We start from the raw sequence: 15,424 nt of genomic DNA on the forward strand, positions 1-15,424 counted from the left end.
CCACCGGACAGGTCCACTGTCGTTTCGACTTCTTCACCACAATAGGGACAATCGTAGAGCGCAGTTTCCAGCATCGCGGCCTCCCGAGTGACTTGTGCGTATAATTGCCGGTCTATTTACAGGACCAGCGCGTGTTCGAGCCGTTTTTCGAACCCCGGCCCTACCTATTACCCTAGCCGTTTCCAACAAGAGAGCATGATGGGCGAATTCGATGCCATCCGACCGTACGACGACACCGAAGTAAAAGCCGTACTCGATCGGCTGCTGGGTGACAAGGCGTTCCTCGCGATCCTCACGCATTTCCGTTTTCCGCGTCTGGCCGGCTCCCTGGGCTGGATCCTGCAGCCTGCTATCGCGCGCAAGCTGCGCCGCCAGTTCGCCGGTATCGACTCGGTAGCGGCCTTGCAAGACAAGGTCGAACATTACGTCGACCATACGATCGAACGCGCCACCGATGGTGTGACCTACACCGGTGTTGAGCAGTTCAAGTCCGGGGTGGCCTATCTGTTCCTGGCCAACCATCGCGATATCGTGATGGACCCGGCCTTCGTCAATTACGCCGTCTACCACGCAGGCCTGCCAACGCCGCGAATCGCCATTGGCGACAACCTGCTGCAGAAACCCTTCGTCAGCGACCTGATGCGCCTGAACAAGAGCTTCATCGTGCACCGCTCCATCACCGGACGCCGGGAAAAGATGGCGGCGTATCAGTTGTTGTCGGCGTACATCAACCATTCGATTCGCAACGACTGCCAGTCGATCTGGATCGCCCAGGCCGAAGGCCGCGCCAAAGATGGCGATGACCGCACCGAATCGGCCATCCTCAAAATGTTCCACATGAGCCGCAAGGACGAGCCGTTTGGCGAAGTGATTCAATCGCTGAACCTCACGCCCGTGTCGATCAGCTACGAATACGACCCTTGCGACCACGCCAAGGCCCGCGAGCTGTTCATTCGCGCCACCACTGGCAGCTACACCAAAGCGCCAGGCGAGGATGACGTCAGCATTGCGCTGGGCATCACCGGCTACAAGGGCCGGGTACACGTCAACTTCGCTCCGCCGATCACCGAGGTGTTCGAGGACACCAAACAGCTGGCGATCGAGATGGACCGGCAGATCCTCGGCGGCTATCGTCTGTTCCCGGTGCATTACCTGGCGTATGCGCAATGGGCTGACGCCGATCCGGACCTGAACGTGCCGACCGCCGCCCAAGTGTTCCCGGCCGATGAGCTGGAGCGCGCCCAGGAAGAATGGCAACGAAGACTGAATGGTTGCCCTGAAGAGCACCGTCCGTATCTGGTGCTGCAGTACGCAACGCCAGTGAGGAATCAGTATCGGGTCAAGGCGGGGTTGCCACTCTGATCGCTACCCCCTGAAAACGGCGACTGTTCAGGCGCCGTTTTTTATTGCCATGCCACATGGCATATCGACGGCGCAAAACCTGTGGGAGCGAACTCATTCGCGAGAGGCCCGTGCAGGTGATAGAGAGGCGTCGGATGTGCTGACCAGTCGCGAATGAATTCGCTCCCACATTAGTCAGCCAGCGCCGTTAAATTTTCGTACTCACCCACGACAACAACAGCCCAAACCCAACGCAAGCTGCGCCGATCCGGTAGCTGAAGCGGATCATTCGTAGCGTCGGCACGTCCATCAGATGCATGGGTTCATCGATTGGCGCCTGTTCGGTTAGGTGGTTCAGGTGTGCGGTCTCGCGCTGCTCATGACTGCGCGTGGTGTACAGCAGCCAGATGCCGGGGCCCGCCGCCAGCAGCGCGAACAGGTTGATGACCATCCCGGGGGAATGCTGGATGAGCGACATGGGGCCTCGATGGCGCAGGATCAGGAGCGCCGCGGATTCGTAAGGATCTACTGAATACGGTATCGCCTGTCACCTTAACGTCACCTGAACCGGTCACTGTGTAGCGCCTTGAAGCGCCTCATCTGCCCCATCAGACCGGAGTTCCCATGCTGCACGCCCATAACCAGGATCGCCTTTACCTCATCGCCTCCAGCGATGAGCAACAAGCCTTGATCGATGGCCTGTCCTTCAACGTCCAGGATCGTCACTGGCTGGTCTACTGTGCCTTGGGCGGGCATCAACATCATGACTTGCCCGAGGTCGATCTGTTGACGGGGGTCAGCGTTCTGGATTTTTACCAGGCGGCCTGAGCCTTCCGACTGCCCCACTTCTCCGCCTACTGTGGCAGCGAATTCATTCGCGAAAAATGCTTCAGCCAATAGAGTTTCGTGGATTGTACCGACGCCTCGCGAATGCATTCCGTCCCACGGTAGGTATGCGAAATGCCCACGGTCTACCGCGCATTAAACGCGCATAAAAAAGCCCCGGCATCTTTCGATAACGGGGCTTTTAGATACAGGCTTACTGGCCCAGCAGTCGACCGATGGTCTGATCCTGGAACACGCGGGTCAGCGCGTCGCTGAGTACGTCGCCGATCAGCTTGGTGTTGGTCTCTTCGTTTGGCGCCATGCCGAAACGTTGATCCAGTGAAGCGGCATAACGGCCGTTATAGCTGTGGCCGTTGTTCTGCACATCGGCGCGGAACGTCGAGCTGATATTGGCTTCAGTGACGTACAAGCCTTCCTTGGGCGACTGATATTTCAGTTCGGCCAGGGTGACTGTCAGTTGAGGGCCGTTGCCACTCTGGACCGGGGTGAAACCCAGCAGGCGCACCGCAGCTTCGGCCTGGGCCTGCAGCTGTGGAACCAATTGCTGGCCTTCGACACTGATCGAACTGGTTTCTGGGTACAGACCGCCACGGGTTCCGAGGGTCGGCGAAGGGCGACCGTCGACTACCCGCACCACCACTTGCTGACCGTGCCCGACTGGCGCGAGCTGGGCGTTCAGCTTGGGTTGCGGGTTAAGTGACTGCGGACTGTGGGCGCATCCCACAAGCGTCAGACAGCCGACTGCAAGCAAACCGAACAAAACACGACGCAACATGCTCATCTCTCCATGGGCCAAGGCACAAATTGTGCCGCAGTATAACGACCTCCCGAGGTCGCTCACTAGCGTAAAGATACGACAAAGTGCCACTGTCGCGGTTCCCGCCCTTCCCGCCCTCAACATGATCAAAAGCCTCATCGCGACATCATCGCGCAACAGCAACGTCACGCCGATGTCATCGCCGCACGACATACTTTTCACAACCGTCCAACTCCGGAGTGCTCGCCGTGTACTTTCTGTGGTCCCTTTTTTCGCCGCAAGGCCGCCACCGCCACTACGCCCGCCTCGATCAGCACGGCATCTGCCTGTCGTTCAAGCACTGCTGCGAAGCGCCAAGAGGCCAGGGCTGGGTTGAAATCAGCGAGCCTAACCTGAGCTGGCTGCACCAGCCTCTGCCCCCAAGTGCCCGCGTCAGCCCCCGGATGCGGGCGATTACCGCCCGGCAATTGTTCAGCATCTGATCGAACGGCGAATAAACTCATTTTTTCTGGATCAATTCTGCGCGTTTCATCGCTATAATCTTCCCCCGATTATAAGGACGTCTCCTGATCGGGCCTCGCAGCATCGTTGATACCTGTTATCAACTCCTCCGTATCGCCCACAGAGAGCCTTCCACACAGACATGTGCAGCCCGGTGTGCCCGCTGTGCAGGCGCGAAAACGTCGACTCGCTCGAACCTTTCCCGCAGGCCATTGCCCACACTGTGTTCGAACCTGATCTGTCGGAGCTGCCATCGCGCAGCCCCTTTTTGAGGTTCGCGTCTCCAAAAGAGCGCGAAAAAAACGGGTTTTCACAACTTCACAAGAGTGTGGCGAGCAAATGAATAGTTACGCGTTTGTACATGCACCGTTAGCGTCTGACCCAACCCCCTTGCACAGGACCGACCGCATCGCAGCCTCCACAACCAGAACCTGAAGCCTGTCCACTACGGATTTGGTTGCATGATCGTGCGTGTTGACGATGGTCGAATGGCTGTCTGGTCCGAAAAATGAGTTCATGCTTTCTACCTAAAGCATCAACCAGGTCCTCTCAAGGCGTGCGCTGAATGCAAAAAATTGCGAAGAATCGGACATGACGATCCCGGTTGGGTGGTACGAGGCACTGCGCGAATACGCGCCGCCCGCCCCCCGACAACTGACCTCGGGAACCCATGCCGTCTATTTGGTGCTGCAGATTTTTTGGAGACGCGTTAATGGCGCATAACGAAGCAGTCGATGTGGTACTGGTCGGGGCAGGCATCATGAGTGCCACCCTCGCAGTGCTGCTCAAGGAGCTCGACCCGAGCCTCAAAGTCGAGGTTGTCGAGCTGATGGATTCCGGTGCCGCGGAGAGTTCCAACCCCTGGAACAACGCCGGTACCGGCCACGCTGGCCTGTGCGAGCTGAACTATACGCCGGAAGCGGCTGACGGCTCCATCGACACCAAGAAAGCAATTCAGATCAACACACAGTTCGAAGTTTCGAAGCAATTCTGGGCCTACCTGGCTCGCAAGGGCGACTTCGGCTCTTCGCGCTCGTTTATCACGCCGGTCCCGCACCTGAGCTTCGTGCAGGGCGAAAAAGGTATGGCGTACCTTAAAAAGCGCTACGAAGCACTGCGCAAGCACCATGCCTTCGCCTCGATGGAGTACACCGAAGACAAGGCCAAGCTGACTGAGTGGATGCCGCTCATGATGCCGGGGCGCCCCGCTGACGAGCCAATTGCCGCGACCCGCGTCATGCATGGCACCGACGTCAACTTCGGCAACCTGACCAATCAATTGCTCAAGCATCTGTCCCGCGCACCCGATGCGCAGGTCAAGTACTGCAAGCGCGTCACTGGCCTGAGCCGTAAAGGCAGTGGCTGGAGCGTGACCATCAAGGACGTCAACAGTGGTGGCACTCGCGAAATCGACGCCAAGTTCGTATTCCTCGGCGCGGGCGGCGCGGCACTGCCGCTGCTGCAAATGTCCGGCATCGAAGAAGGCAAGGGTTTTGGCGGCTTCCCGGTGAGCGGCCAGTGGCTGCGTTGCGACAACCCTGAAGTGGTCAAGCTCCATCAGGCCAAGGTCTACAGCCAGGCGGCCGTAGGTTCGCCACCGATGTCGGTTCCGCACTTGGACACCCGCGTCGTCGACGGCAAGACCTCGCTGCTGTTCGGTCCTTATGCCGGTTTTACTACCAAGTTCCTCAAGCATGGTTCGGTCATGGACCTGCCGCTGTCGATCCGCGCCGCCAACATCGCACCGATGCTGGCCGTCGCTCGCGACAACATGGATCTGACCAAGTACCTGATCAGCGAAGTGCGACAGTCCATGGAGCAGCGCCTCGATGCCCTGCGCCGTTTCTATCCGCAAGCCAAGGCCGAAGACTGGCGTCTGGAAGTAGCCGGTCAGCGCGTACAGATCATCAAGAAAGATCCGAAAAAAGGTGGCGTCCTGCAATTCGGCACCGAACTGGTTTCGGCCAAGGACGGTTCCCTTGCAGCGCTGTTGGGTGCATCCCCGGGCGCTTCGGTGACTGTCTCGATCATGCTCGACCTGATCGAGCGCTGCTTCCCGGACAAGGCCAAAACCGAATGGGCCGCCAAGCTCAATGAAATCTTCCCGGCTCGGGAAAAAGCGCTGGAAACCGACGCGCAGCTGTATCAGCGCGTCAGCGCCCAAAGCGATGAGAGCCTGGACCTGGTTTCAAGCAGTCCGGCGGCAAGCTTCGCCTGATTCAGAGACACTTCTGAATCGGTGAAAAAACTGAAAGCCCCGCCCACGCAGCGGGGTTTTCAGTTCCTGAAGGTCAGGCAGCGTCGGTCAGCTCATTCTGACGCGCACGGTGTAGGCTGCCATGGACTTGCTGCCCTTGATGACTGAAGCACTGCATTGCGCCGGCACGGTACCTGAAGACCTTGCACGGGCGAACTTTTCAGGCGATGGATCAAGGCCAAACCATGAGAACGTTGTCTTATGGCCAAGCGTGAACTCGCATTCCCGTGCTCCCTCTCTCATACGAAAGATCGCCAGATCGTTTCGGGGGTTATTCAAAACCAGACTGAACGACGTGGTGGGCGAGTCGTGCGCAATGACGTAAGCGGACAACTCCGTGTCGGGCGGCACCCAGCTTGCAGCTGCCAAATATAAATCAGCGCCGGAGTCATTCCACAGTTCGACGGTTATAGCCATTTTTTTTGGATATGCAGCGTAAGTGAACGATGCGATAGCCATGGTTGCCACAAGCAGCATCATGCTGCCCATGAATCGTTGTTTATGATTCATCTCGACTCACTTTATATTTGCCAATAAGGTATCGCGCAGCGTTAAGGCGCTAAACGCAGTTGGTCTACGTGGGCAACCGTTGAATGAGAAAACGCACGTTCATGCTTTTCTCATAATCCCAATCATCCAGCCTCATCGAGCAAGCGGCCCGTCTCTTGCCTACGCTGGAGGCTTCACTCGACGCACGCGGACCTGTCAGCGTGACCGCACCTTGCACGTAGGTCTGCGTGCCATATTTGATGTCGTACAAACAGGCTACTTGGCTGCCACCACTTCCCGCTGACAATACAAAGTTAATCTGTCCATTATGAGCATTTGCGGGAAAACGAAATTTTATATGCCCCTTCGGTTCGATCACCAGATCATCTTTCGGGAAGGCTCCCACATCCCAACTGTGAGAAAGCAGCTTGACGTCACGGCTCAGAAAACTCTTGATTTCTCCGTTAACGACCATCGTTTGCGCAGCGTGGACACCGGAACAAAATAACGACAACAGCGTGACGAGAGATATTTTTGCATACATGACTTGAATTCCATTTCACAAGATATTAGATCCGCAAGAGTCCTCCATGGAAACTGCAGACCACCAAAATATTGAGCACGATTACTTCATTGTGACCCGTAGATCGTAATTTTTGCCTTGCGCTTTTTTCGTGATAGTCGCCTGACAGTCTGCATGAAAGCTACCGACAGACACGGCTTTGGACCATAGGTAAGTTTCATATTGAGGTATTAGCCAGGCACCCACACGCTTTTGCCCAAGCCCACCGACAAACCGGCAGGTCTTCTCGCCAGCGCTGTACTTAAACCTGACTCGTCCTTTTCGATCGTCCCACACATTGACGCGAAACGTCCCTGAATGATGTTTGGGAATCATGTAGTCAGTCGCCTCATAATTACCAAATGGCCAAGAAGCCCCGGTCAAATGGAGATCTTCTCTCGTTTCATTTACGAGAGTTACATCAAAGCTCACCGGATCTGCAGCGTTCGCCCACCCAGCACATAGTGTAAGACAAAGCAGCGAGGCAAGAGGCGATATATATGTATTCATTACGGAATTCCATTTCAATAAAACGTCCATTGGGCGCACTTGATTGGCGCAGCAAAAGTATGGACCGAATAGAGATCAAAATATGGAAGAACGTTAGATTTGAAGAGCGGGAAGTTTCCGAAACAATTGTAATCAGCTTCGGTTTGAGAGGTTTTTAACTGCGGATTTGATTTGCAAGTGCCTGTCGCCAGGCACTGAAAGACGCCGATCAGCCTCGGGCTTTTTCGATCAATTCGATGTATTCCTCGGCATTGCGCTGATCCTTGATGAGCGCGACGAAGTCGTTACCCTGCTCATCCTTGCCATCCAAATCGTAGCCTGCTTCCTTGAAAAACCCCAGAAAGCGCTCGAAGTCGTGAACGCGCAGGCCGCGATAGGCCTTGATCAGCTTGTGCAGCGACGGCGAAGTCGCATCGACCGGTTCGAAATCCAGGAAGAGTTTTATCTGGGCATCGCCGATTTCATCGCCAATCACCTGCTTCTTATCTTTACGCATTGCTGACTCCAACTGACTTTGCGGGACATTTCACGGGCAGGCAGTTTACCCCTCGCCCGGTCACGGGCTCAACGCGCGCGTACGCTGCCGGTGTGCAAGTCGGCCCAGACATGACCATTGGCGTAGCTGAGGAACTGGCAATACACCTTTTCGTTGCGCAGCAGGTCGACCAGCACGCGGTATTGGCTCGCCGGGTAATACAGGGTCAAGGTTCGGCCGGCCTCGTCGTAAGTCGGCTTTTTCAGGCTTTTGTTTTCGCCATCGAAATGAATCAGCACTTCGGAAATCGTCGCGCCCTTGTTCATGGGCTTGCCCTTGAGGCGCAGGCTCAGTGGGGAGGTGACGGGAATGGGTTGCTGGTTCGACTGACGCTGACTACCGACAACGATCGAGTAGTCGGTGATCTGCAGCAATTGCTGCTGCTCGGGCTCGCCTTCACGCACGGACAATTCGTCGGGTGGCAGGTATTGAGCGTGCATCGGTTCAGCGAATGCGGGGAGTGGCAGGGTCAACAGCAACATCAACGCAGCTGTACTACGAAACGATAACGTCATGGGCGCCTCCCGAAAAAATTGGGAAGCACTCTAGCATGTGAAATGCCGAGTTTACGGAGATCTTGCCGAGCAATCGTGGGGGGAACAGCATCAATTCTGATCCGCCCACGGAACCGTAGGAGCCGGCCGGCTGGCGAAAGCAGCGGGTCAAATACGCATTGATTGCTGACGCATCGCCTTCGCCAGCAAGCCGGCTCCTACAATAAATCGCGAGGTTGCTTACATGCCTTTTACGGCGTAGATCCCGGCGGCATTACGCCAGTAGCCTTTGTAGTCCATGCCATAGCCGAAGATGTAGCGATCAATGCATGGCAGGCCGACGAAATCGGCTTTCAGATCCGGGCGTGCCTTGCGATTGTGATCCTTGTCGATCAGCACGGCGGTGTGCACCGCGCGAGCGCCGGCGTGTTTGCAGAAGTCGATGATTGCACCCAGGGTGTGACCTTCATCGAGAATGTCATCGATGATCAGCACGTCGCGATCGATGAACGAAACTTCAGGCTTGGCTTTCCAGAACAGCTCGCCGCCGCTGGTTTCGTTGCGATAACGGGTCGCGTGCAGGTAGGAGGCTTCCAGCGGGAAGCTCAGATGCGTCAGCAGCTTGCCAGCGAAAATCAGACCGCCATTCATCACGCAGAATACGACCGGGTTGCGGTCGGCAAGGACGCTGTTGATTTGCTCGCCTACGCGGGCGATGGACGCCTCGACTTCGTCGGTGGTGTAGAGGCAGTCAGCCTCGCGCATGACTTGACGGATATGCTCGAGATCAGCGGACATGACGCTCTCCAAGGGGGGCTGTGTAAGGAAAAGCGGGCAAAGGTACGCATCCGTCTTCGTCAGAGCAAGTGTTTCTGGACTAACGTTGCACAAACTCGTCACGAAAAGTGGCTGCGCTCGCCCATGCTGCGTTAAAAACAGGCTCGCAATGCTCATTTAGACCCCTAAACTCCGCTTGCTCGCCTCTTTTTGCCTTGTCTGGCCTTCGCTCGCCGACTTTATTGCGAAGAGTCTCCGTCTCATTAATGTAAGAAACCCGAAGCTAACCGGTAAGACAAGTTACAGCTGAATAGATTAATCTAAGCCGTTTTTTTTGCCCGCCCGCTGGAGCCTTCCCTTTATGCCCATTCGTGAGATCCGCCATCCGCTGATCCGTCACAAGCTCGGCCTTATGCGCCGCGCCGATATCAGCACCAAGAATTTTCGTGAACTGGCGCAGGAAGTCGGCTCACTGCTGACCTACGAAGCGACCAAGGACCTGCCACTGGAAACCTATGACATTGAGGGTTGGGCCGGGACCGTTCAGGTCGAAAAAATTGCTGGCAAGAAGATAACCGTAGTGCCGATTCTGCGCGCCGGCATCGGCATGCTCGAAGGCGTACTCAGCCTGATTCCAGGCGCCAAGGTCAGTGCCGTAGGCGTCGCGCGCAATGAAGAAACCCTCGAAGCGCATACGTATCTGGAAAAGCTCGCGCCGGAGATCGACCAGCGTCTGGCGCTGATCATCGACCCCATGCTGGCCACTGGCGGGTCGATGGTCGCCACCATAGACCTGCTGAAAAAGGCCGGTTGCCGCGACATCCGCGCCATGGTCCTGGTGGCCGCGCCGGAGGGCATTGCCGTCGTCGAAAAAGCTCACCCGGACGTCAACCTTTACACCGCATCCATCGACCAGCGACTGAACGAACACGGCTACATTATTCCGGGCCTGGGCGATGCCGGTGACAAGATTTTCGGCACCAAACAAAAGGACGCCTGATGAAGCAGGATGAGTTCAACGATCCACTGTGGCGTACCGTACTGTCGGGCGCTCAAATGTTGTTCGTGGCCTTCGGCGCGCTGGTGCTGATGCCGCTGATCACCGGGCTGGATCCCAACGTTGCGCTGTTCACTGCTGGCCTGGGCACGCTGTGCTTCCAGGTCGTGACAGGCCGTCAGGTGCCGGTGTTCCTGGCCTCGAGCTTCGCCTTCATCACTCCGATCATTCTCGCCAAGGGCCAGTTCGGGCTGGCTGCGACCATGGGTGGCGTGATGGCGGCGGGTTTTGTCTACACCTTCCTGGGCCTTGCGGTGAAGATTAAAGGCACCGGCTTCATCGATCGTTTGCTGCCGCCGGTGGTGATCGGTCCGGTGATCATTTCCATCGGCCTGGCAATGGCACCGATCGCAGCCAACATGGCCATGGGCCGGACGGGCGACGGCGCGGCAGAGCTGATCCCATATCACACGGCTATCGTGATCTCGATGGCGGCCCTGTTGACGACGCTGATCGTGGCCGTGTTCGGCAAAGGGATTTTCCGTCTGGTGCCGATCATTTCCGGTGTGTTGGTGGGTTTTGCGCTGTCGTTCTATTTCGGCGTGGTCGACGTAGCGAAGATCGCCGCGGCGCCGTGGCTGGACATCCCGCACTTCACTGCACCGGAGTTCAACTGGCAGGCAATCCTGTTCATCGTACCCGTGGCCCTGGCGCCGGCCATCGAGCACATCGGTGGGGTGATTGCGGTCGGCAGTGTCACGGGACGTGACTATCTGAAGAAGCCGGGCCTGCATCGCACGCTGCTGGGTGATGGCATCGCGACGACAGTCGCCGGGGCGTTCGGCGGACCACCCAACACCACGTACGCCGAGGTGACGGGCGCGGTGATGCTAACCAAAAACTACAACCCGAAAATCATGACCTGGGCGGCAATCTTTGCCATCGCGTTGGCGTTCATCGGTAAGTTCGGGGCGCTGTTGCAGAGCATTCCGGTGCCGGTGATGGGCGGGATTTTGTGTCTACTGTTCGGTTCTATTGCCGCGGTGGGGATGAATACGCTGATTCGCCATAAGGTCGATCTGGCTGAAGCGCGTAACCTGGTGATTGTTTCGGTGACGTTGGTGTTCGGGATCGGTGGCGTATTGATCGGCACCGGTAACGGCCCGGATGACTTTGGCATGAAAGGCATCGCGCTGTGTGCCGTAACCGCCATCGTGCTCAACCTGATTCTGCCGGGCAACGATGCCTGGAAGAACAAGCATCTGGACGATCAGCTGCCATAGCCTGAAGGCTTTAAGAGGGGCCTCATGATGAGGCCGCTCTTTCAGGTGTACGGCAATCCACTGTGGGAGCGAATTCATTCGCGAGATTTATTAACAGCCAGCCAATCTCTATCGGCTGTACCATTTTTCGCGAATGAATTCGCTCCCACAGTCAGATCAGTGCCAGACCTCACACTATCGCTGGCGCGCGCTCGCACAGGGTGTTCAACGCCTTGGCCCAGTTCCGATCATCGTTGAGGCATGGGATGAGAACAAGATCCTCCCCTCCCGCCTCCTTGAACTGCTCGGCTCCGCGAATTCCAATCTCTTCCAGCGTCTCGATGCAGTCGGCAACGAATGCCGGGCACATGACCAGAAGTTTCTTCACGCCCTGCCCTGCCAGCTCGGCCAGACGGGTTTCGGTGTAGGGCTCGATCCACTTGGCTTTCCCCAGGCGCGACTGAAACGACACTGACCACTTACCATCTGGAATGCCCATCAGTTTCGCGAACTCGGCTGATGAACGCATGCATTGCGCGCGATAGCACACGGCAAGAACCTCTGGTGTCGCATTCGCACAGCAGTTGCCACTTTTGAAGCAGTGGTTTCCGGTCGGGTCGAGCTTGTTGATGTGTCGCTCAGGCAGACCATGAAAACTCAACAACAAGTGATCGTAATACTGCGCCAGATGCGGCCGAACACTCTGCACCAACGCTTGCAGATACTCGGGCTGATTGAAGAACGGCGGCAGGAGGGCCAGCTCGAAGCTGAGCTTTTTATCGCGGATCACGCGCCTCGCCTCTTCGACCACCGTGGTCACCGTGCTGTCGGCGAACTGTGGATAAAGCGGAGCCAGGGTGACTTTCCGGATGCCCTGCGCGGCCAGACGCGTGAGCACTGTTTCAATCGACGGCTCGCCGTAACGCATCGCCAGCTCGACTGGGCCTTGCGCCCACTCTTTAGTCATCGCCTGTTGCAGGCGTTTGCTCAGCACCACCAACGGCGAGCCTTCGTCCCACCAGATCGAAGCATAGGCATGAGCCGACTGCTCCGGGCGTTTTATCAGAATCAGCGACACCAGCAGACGGCGCACGGGCCACGGCAGGTCGATAACGTAAGGATCCATCAGGAACTGGTTGAGGTAGCGGCGAACATCCGCAACTTCGGTGGAGGCTGGCGAACCCAGGTTAACCAGCAGCAACGCGTGATCGGTCATGCAACACCTTGATGTCAGTGGCGGCCTAAAAGATCTTCCAGGGCCGCGTGCAGATCGGTGAATCGAAAAATGAACCCGGCGTCCTGCAATCGGCTCGGGTGCGCGCGCTGGCCGCCCAACAGCAGGATCGACAACTCCCCCATCAACAAGCGCAAGGCAATCGCGGGCATGGGCATGAACGCAGGACGATGCAGTATCGCCGCCAGCGTCTTGGCGAAATCACGGTTGCGGACCGGTGACGGCGCGCAGGCATTATAAGGACCCTGGGCGTCTTCGCGGTTCAACAGAAAATCAATCGCGGCGATTTGATCGTCGATGTGAACCCAGGGCATCCATTGGCGTCCGCTACCGATCGGCCCGCCCATGCCCAGTTTGAAGGGCGGCAACAGGCGCTGCATCATGCCGCCATCACTAGCAAGCACCAGGCCGGTCCGCAGCAAAACCACGCGAATGTCCAGGGCCTGTGCTCTCTGCGCGGTTTCTTCCCAGGCGATGCACAGGCGACTGGCGAAATCTTCGCTGACCGGCGGGGACGTCTCGTCCAGCTCGCGCTCGCCACCGTCGCCGTACCAGCCGACCGCGGAGCCGGAGATCAGCACGGAGGGTTTTTGCTCGCGACGTTCGAGCCAAGTGATCAGCTGTTCAGTGAGGGTGATGCGGCTGTCCCACAGCAGCATTTTGCGCTTGCGGGTCCAGGGGCGCTCGGCAATCGGCGCACCGGCCAGATTGATGACGGCATCCACAGGCTGGTCGCCAAGGTCGTCCGGATGGGCGATGCCGCGCACGCTGGAACCGCAAAGACGGGCCACTTGATCGGGCCTGCGACTCCAGACCGTGAGTCTATGGCCCTGATCGAGCCAGTGTCGGCACAGGCGACGACCTATCAAGCCTGTACCGCCGGTCAGCAAGATGTGCATGAGTGTGTTCCTCGCGTGGCATTCGTCGCAAATCAGTAGTCTATTTCTTCACAAACAATGCGCTTGTGAACGAAGCGTAGGCCACGCTATAGAGAACGGCGCAAGCGGTGTACGTTCGATTGATCCGTTCGCACAGTTGAACGATTCTGGTGAAACGTCACACTCAAGATTGATCGCAACGCGATCACCGTCCTGAACGTCGAGGGACGATAAGTTATACCGAAAAACAACATTGTACAGGTTTTAACTACGGCGTAGTCTGTGCAGACAAGGTAACGAGGCCCCTATGACTGTACCCATCGCAATCATCGGTACCGGTATCGCCGGACTCTCTGCCGCCCGCGCTTTGCAAGCCGCCGGGCATGGCATTCACCTTTTCGACAAGAGCCGTGGCAGCGGCGGACGCATGTCCAGCGAACGCAGCGATGCGGGTTCACTGGACATGGGCGCGCAGTATTTCACCGCACGTGATCGCCGCTTCGCCGCCGCGGTTCAGCAATGGCAGGCCGACGGCCACGTCGCCGAATGGACGCCCACGCTCTATAACTTCCACGGCGGACAGTTGAGCCTGTCGCCCGACGAGCAAGTACGCTGGGTCGGCACGCCCCGCATGAGTGCTATTACCCGCGCCATGCTCGGCGACATGCCGGTCACATTTTCCTGCCGCATCACCGAAGTCTTTCGTGGCGAAGAACACTGGAACCTGCTCGACGCCGACGGCCGCAGCCACGGTCCGTTCAGCCAGGTGGTGATCGCCATTCCTGCGCCGCAGGCGACGACTTTGCTCGCGGCCGCGCCGAAGCTGGCCAGTGTCGTGGCGGGCGTGAAGATGGAGCCCACCTGGGCTGTTGCCCTGGCCTTCGACACTCCACTGGACACGCCGCTGGAAGGTTGCTTCGTGCAAGACAGTCCCATCGACTGGCTCGCTCGCAACCGCAGCAAACCGGGGCGCGACAGCAAGATGGACACGTGGGTGTTGCACGCTACCAGCGCCTGGAGCCGTCAGCATCTGGACATGGCCAAGGAGCAGGTGATCGATCATCTGCACGGCGCGTTTGCCGAGTTGATCAACTGCGCCATGCCAGCCCCGGCGTTTACCCTCGCCCATCGCTGGCTGTATGCGCGACCGGCGGGCGGGCGGGAAGTCGGTGCATTGTCCGACCCGGATCTGGGCCTGTACGTGTGCGGCGACTGGTGCCTGTCAGGGCGTGTCGAAGGCGCGTGGCTCAGCGGTCAGGAGGCAGCACGCCGCTTGCTCGAGCACCTCAAGTGAATCGCATCAACCCGCGCAAACTGCTGCTGTCGAAGTGGACAGCAGCCCATCCTCGAAATCGCGAAAAGCATTTTCTGGTGACGGAACTCTTCTGCGACGAAGAAGGTACTGTGCTGGAACTTGAGCTGCAGGCGGTGCTAACCAAGCGTAGCGAGCGAACGGCCTGGCAGGCGCTGAAGGATGACGAGCGTTGGTCGATGGGGTGGAAGTGAGTTCCCTGCTTCTCGCTGACACGCTACATCCGCTGTAGGAGCCCGCTTACTGGCGAACTACGTGTGTCAGCTAAATCATTCGTATCTGACCCACCGCGTTCGCTGCCGTCGTAACCTCCGACGTCTCCTACAGGTCCTGCGGCGCATATGAGTGGGATGCACATGCACCCCATTGTAGGAGCCGGCTTGCTGGCGAACCGCGGTGGGCCAGCCAAATCATTCCTATCTGGCCCACCGCGTTCGCTAGGGATGCACAGGTACCATTCCTTGTAGGAGCCGGCTTGCTGGCGAACCCGTCGTGTCAGGCGACTCATTCCTATCTGGCCCACCGCGTTCGCTGCCGTCGTAACCTCCGACGTCTCCTACAGTTCCTGCGGCGCATATGAGTGGGATGCACATGCACCCCATTGTAGGAGCCGGCTTGCTGGCGAACCCTTCCTGTCACGCGACTCATCTGTCACTGACCCACCGCGGTTCG

General features: G+C 57.9%; 19 protein-coding genes. 8 read left to right on the forward strand and 11 right to left on the reverse strand.

Going from position 1 to position 15,424, the window contains the following annotated elements:
* Window positions 1-74, reverse strand: a 74-nt coding sequence (locus ACRER8_RS21885) for a CPXCG motif-containing cysteine-rich protein (RefSeq protein ID WP_431748370.1), incomplete at its 3' end; no start/stop codon positions are given.
* A 124-nt stretch (window positions 75-198) separates the two neighbouring features.
* On the opposite strand from ACRER8_RS21885, the gene ACRER8_RS21890 reads away from it, so the two are divergent.
* Window positions 199-1,362, forward strand: a complete 1,164-nt coding sequence (locus ACRER8_RS21890; RefSeq protein WP_431748277.1) for a 1-acyl-sn-glycerol-3-phosphate acyltransferase — start codon at window positions 199-201, stop codon at window positions 1,360-1,362.
* 187 nt (window positions 1,363-1,549) lie between these two features.
* Here the strand turns inward: ACRER8_RS21890 and ACRER8_RS21895 are convergent, their stop codons facing one another.
* Entirely contained in the window at window positions 1,550-1,819 is a 270-nt protein-coding gene (locus tag ACRER8_RS21895; RefSeq protein ID WP_431748278.1) for a hypothetical protein, read from the reverse strand.
* Window positions 1,820-1,965: 146 nt separating this feature from the next.
* Here ACRER8_RS21895 and ACRER8_RS21900 point away from each other — a divergent pair, with 146 nt between their 5' ends.
* Window positions 1,966-2,169 (forward strand): hypothetical protein, encoded by a 204-nt coding sequence (locus ACRER8_RS21900; RefSeq protein ID WP_431748279.1) that lies wholly within the window; start codon window positions 1,966-1,968, stop codon window positions 2,167-2,169.
* A gap of 211 nt (window positions 2,170-2,380) precedes the next feature.
* Here the strand turns inward: ACRER8_RS21900 and ACRER8_RS21905 are convergent, their stop codons facing one another.
* Complete coding sequence (locus tag ACRER8_RS21905; RefSeq protein WP_431748280.1) at window positions 2,381-2,962, reverse strand: YajG family lipoprotein; 582 nt, start codon at window positions 2,960-2,962, stop codon at window positions 2,381-2,383.
* 230 nt (window positions 2,963-3,192) lie between these two features.
* Here ACRER8_RS21905 and ACRER8_RS21910 point away from each other — a divergent pair, with 230 nt between their 5' ends.
* Together ACRER8_RS21910 and mqo are read left to right on the forward strand one after the other, a co-directional pair.
* Entirely contained in the window at window positions 3,193-3,426 is a 234-nt protein-coding gene (locus ACRER8_RS21910; protein ID WP_431748281.1) for a hypothetical protein, read from the forward strand.
* A 731-nt stretch (window positions 3,427-4,157) separates the two neighbouring features.
* Entirely contained in the window at window positions 4,158-5,663 is a 1,506-nt protein-coding gene (gene mqo, locus ACRER8_RS21915; protein ID WP_431748282.1) for a malate dehydrogenase (quinone), read from the forward strand.
* An 87-nt stretch (window positions 5,664-5,750) separates the two neighbouring features.
* On the opposite strand, the gene ACRER8_RS21920 is transcribed toward mqo, so the two are convergent.
* The 6 genes from ACRER8_RS21920 to ACRER8_RS21945 all read right to left on the reverse strand — a co-directional run bounded on the left by ACRER8_RS21920 (window position 5,751) and on the right by ACRER8_RS21945 (window position 9,090).
* Window positions 5,751-6,212, reverse strand: coding sequence for a hypothetical protein (locus ACRER8_RS21920; protein ID WP_431748283.1), 462 nt, complete (start codon window positions 6,210-6,212; stop codon window positions 5,751-5,753).
* A gap of 64 nt (window positions 6,213-6,276) precedes the next feature.
* On the reverse strand, window positions 6,277-6,735 hold the full coding sequence (locus ACRER8_RS21925; RefSeq protein WP_431748284.1) for a hypothetical protein: 459 nt from the start codon (window positions 6,733-6,735) through the stop codon (window positions 6,277-6,279).
* A gap of 81 nt (window positions 6,736-6,816) precedes the next feature.
* The gene (locus ACRER8_RS21930; protein ID WP_431748285.1) at window positions 6,817-7,263 is read right to left on the reverse strand and encodes a hypothetical protein; all 447 of its coding nucleotides are present in this window, start codon (window positions 7,261-7,263) and stop codon (window positions 6,817-6,819) included.
* Between the two features lie 208 nt (window positions 7,264-7,471).
* Window positions 7,472-7,759: a PA4642 family protein gene (locus ACRER8_RS21935; RefSeq protein WP_431748286.1), complete on the reverse strand. Its 288-nt coding sequence runs from the start codon at window positions 7,757-7,759 to the stop codon at window positions 7,472-7,474.
* 68 nt (window positions 7,760-7,827) lie between these two features.
* A complete protein-coding gene (locus ACRER8_RS21940) occupies window positions 7,828-8,313 on the reverse strand; it encodes a hypothetical protein (RefSeq protein ID WP_431748287.1) in 486 nt (161 codons plus the stop codon).
* 219 nt (window positions 8,314-8,532) lie between these two features.
* Complete coding sequence (locus ACRER8_RS21945; RefSeq protein ID WP_431748288.1) at window positions 8,533-9,090, reverse strand: hypoxanthine-guanine phosphoribosyltransferase; 558 nt, start codon at window positions 9,088-9,090, stop codon at window positions 8,533-8,535.
* A 340-nt stretch (window positions 9,091-9,430) separates the two neighbouring features.
* Between ACRER8_RS21945 and upp the strand changes: the two genes are divergently transcribed.
* Window positions 9,431-10,069 carry a uracil phosphoribosyltransferase gene (gene upp / locus ACRER8_RS21950; protein WP_431748289.1) on the forward strand — a complete coding sequence of 213 codons (639 nt, stop codon included), beginning with the start codon at window positions 9,431-9,433 and terminating at the stop codon, window positions 10,067-10,069.
* Window positions 10,069-11,349 carry a uracil-xanthine permease family protein gene (locus ACRER8_RS21955; RefSeq protein ID WP_431748290.1) on the forward strand — a complete coding sequence of 427 codons (1,281 nt, stop codon included), beginning with the start codon at window positions 10,069-10,071 and terminating at the stop codon, window positions 11,347-11,349. Before upp ends, ACRER8_RS21955 begins: the two co-directional genes overlap by 1 nt.
* Window positions 11,350-11,518: 169 nt before the next feature.
* On the opposite strand, the gene hemH is transcribed toward ACRER8_RS21955, so the two are convergent.
* Complete coding sequence (gene hemH / locus ACRER8_RS21960; RefSeq protein WP_431748291.1) at window positions 11,519-12,544, reverse strand: ferrochelatase; 1,026 nt, start codon at window positions 12,542-12,544, stop codon at window positions 11,519-11,521.
* Between the two features lie 14 nt (window positions 12,545-12,558).
* On the reverse strand, window positions 12,559-13,461 hold the full coding sequence (locus tag ACRER8_RS21965) for a TIGR01777 family oxidoreductase (protein ID WP_431748292.1): 903 nt from the start codon (window positions 13,459-13,461) through the stop codon (window positions 12,559-12,561).
* Window positions 13,462-13,747: 286 nt separating this feature from the next.
* On the opposite strand from ACRER8_RS21965, the gene ACRER8_RS21970 reads away from it, so the two are divergent.
* Window positions 13,748-14,734: an NAD(P)/FAD-dependent oxidoreductase gene (locus ACRER8_RS21970; RefSeq protein ID WP_431748293.1), complete on the forward strand. Its 987-nt coding sequence runs from the start codon at window positions 13,748-13,750 to the stop codon at window positions 14,732-14,734.
* Window positions 14,731-14,946, forward strand: coding sequence for a TIGR02450 family Trp-rich protein (locus ACRER8_RS21975; RefSeq protein ID WP_431748294.1), 216 nt, complete (start codon window positions 14,731-14,733; stop codon window positions 14,944-14,946). Before ACRER8_RS21970 ends, ACRER8_RS21975 begins: the two co-directional genes overlap by 4 nt.
* Window positions 14,947-15,424 lie beyond the last annotated feature (478 nt).

The sequence above is a fragment of the Pseudomonas sp. genome, from assembly GCF_050739935.1.
Taxonomy (GTDB): domain Bacteria; phylum Pseudomonadota; class Gammaproteobacteria; order Pseudomonadales; family Pseudomonadaceae; genus Aquipseudomonas.

Excerpts from the sequence above, each read along its gene's own strand:
- ACRER8_RS21890 (WP_431748277.1), top strand. The coding sequence starts at position 199 with ATGGGCGAATTCGATGCCATCCGACCGTACGACGACACCGAAGTAAAA.
- ACRER8_RS21895 (WP_431748278.1), bottom strand. The coding sequence starts at position 1,819 with ATGTCGCTCATCCAGCATTCCCCCGGGATGGTCATCAACCTGTTCGCG.
- ACRER8_RS21900 (WP_431748279.1), top strand. The coding sequence starts at position 1,966 with ATGCTGCACGCCCATAACCAGGATCGCCTTTACCTCATCGCCTCCAGC.
- ACRER8_RS21905 (WP_431748280.1), bottom strand. The coding sequence starts at position 2,962 with ATGTTGCGTCGTGTTTTGTTCGGTTTGCTTGCAGTCGGCTGTCTGACG.
- mqo (WP_431748282.1), top strand. The coding sequence starts at position 4,158 with ATGGCGCATAACGAAGCAGTCGATGTGGTACTGGTCGGGGCAGGCATC.
- ACRER8_RS21920 (WP_431748283.1), bottom strand. The coding sequence starts at position 6,212 with ATGAATCATAAACAACGATTCATGGGCAGCATGATGCTGCTTGTGGCA.
- ACRER8_RS21925 (WP_431748284.1), bottom strand. The coding sequence starts at position 6,735 with ATGTATGCAAAAATATCTCTCGTCACGCTGTTGTCGTTATTTTGTTCC.
- ACRER8_RS21930 (WP_431748285.1), bottom strand. The coding sequence starts at position 7,263 with ATGAATACATATATATCGCCTCTTGCCTCGCTGCTTTGTCTTACACTA.
- ACRER8_RS21935 (WP_431748286.1), bottom strand. The coding sequence starts at position 7,759 with ATGCGTAAAGATAAGAAGCAGGTGATTGGCGATGAAATCGGCGATGCC.
- ACRER8_RS21940 (WP_431748287.1), bottom strand. The coding sequence starts at position 8,313 with ATGACGTTATCGTTTCGTAGTACAGCTGCGTTGATGTTGCTGTTGACC.
- ACRER8_RS21945 (WP_431748288.1), bottom strand. The coding sequence starts at position 9,090 with ATGTCCGCTGATCTCGAGCATATCCGTCAAGTCATGCGCGAGGCTGAC.
- upp (WP_431748289.1), top strand. The coding sequence starts at position 9,431 with ATGCCCATTCGTGAGATCCGCCATCCGCTGATCCGTCACAAGCTCGGC.
- ACRER8_RS21955 (WP_431748290.1), top strand. The coding sequence starts at position 10,069 with ATGAAGCAGGATGAGTTCAACGATCCACTGTGGCGTACCGTACTGTCG.
- hemH (WP_431748291.1), bottom strand. The coding sequence starts at position 12,544 with ATGACCGATCACGCGTTGCTGCTGGTTAACCTGGGTTCGCCAGCCTCC.
- ACRER8_RS21965 (WP_431748292.1), bottom strand. The coding sequence starts at position 13,461 with ATGCACATCTTGCTGACCGGCGGTACAGGCTTGATAGGTCGTCGCCTG.
- ACRER8_RS21970 (WP_431748293.1), top strand. The coding sequence starts at position 13,748 with ATGACTGTACCCATCGCAATCATCGGTACCGGTATCGCCGGACTCTCT.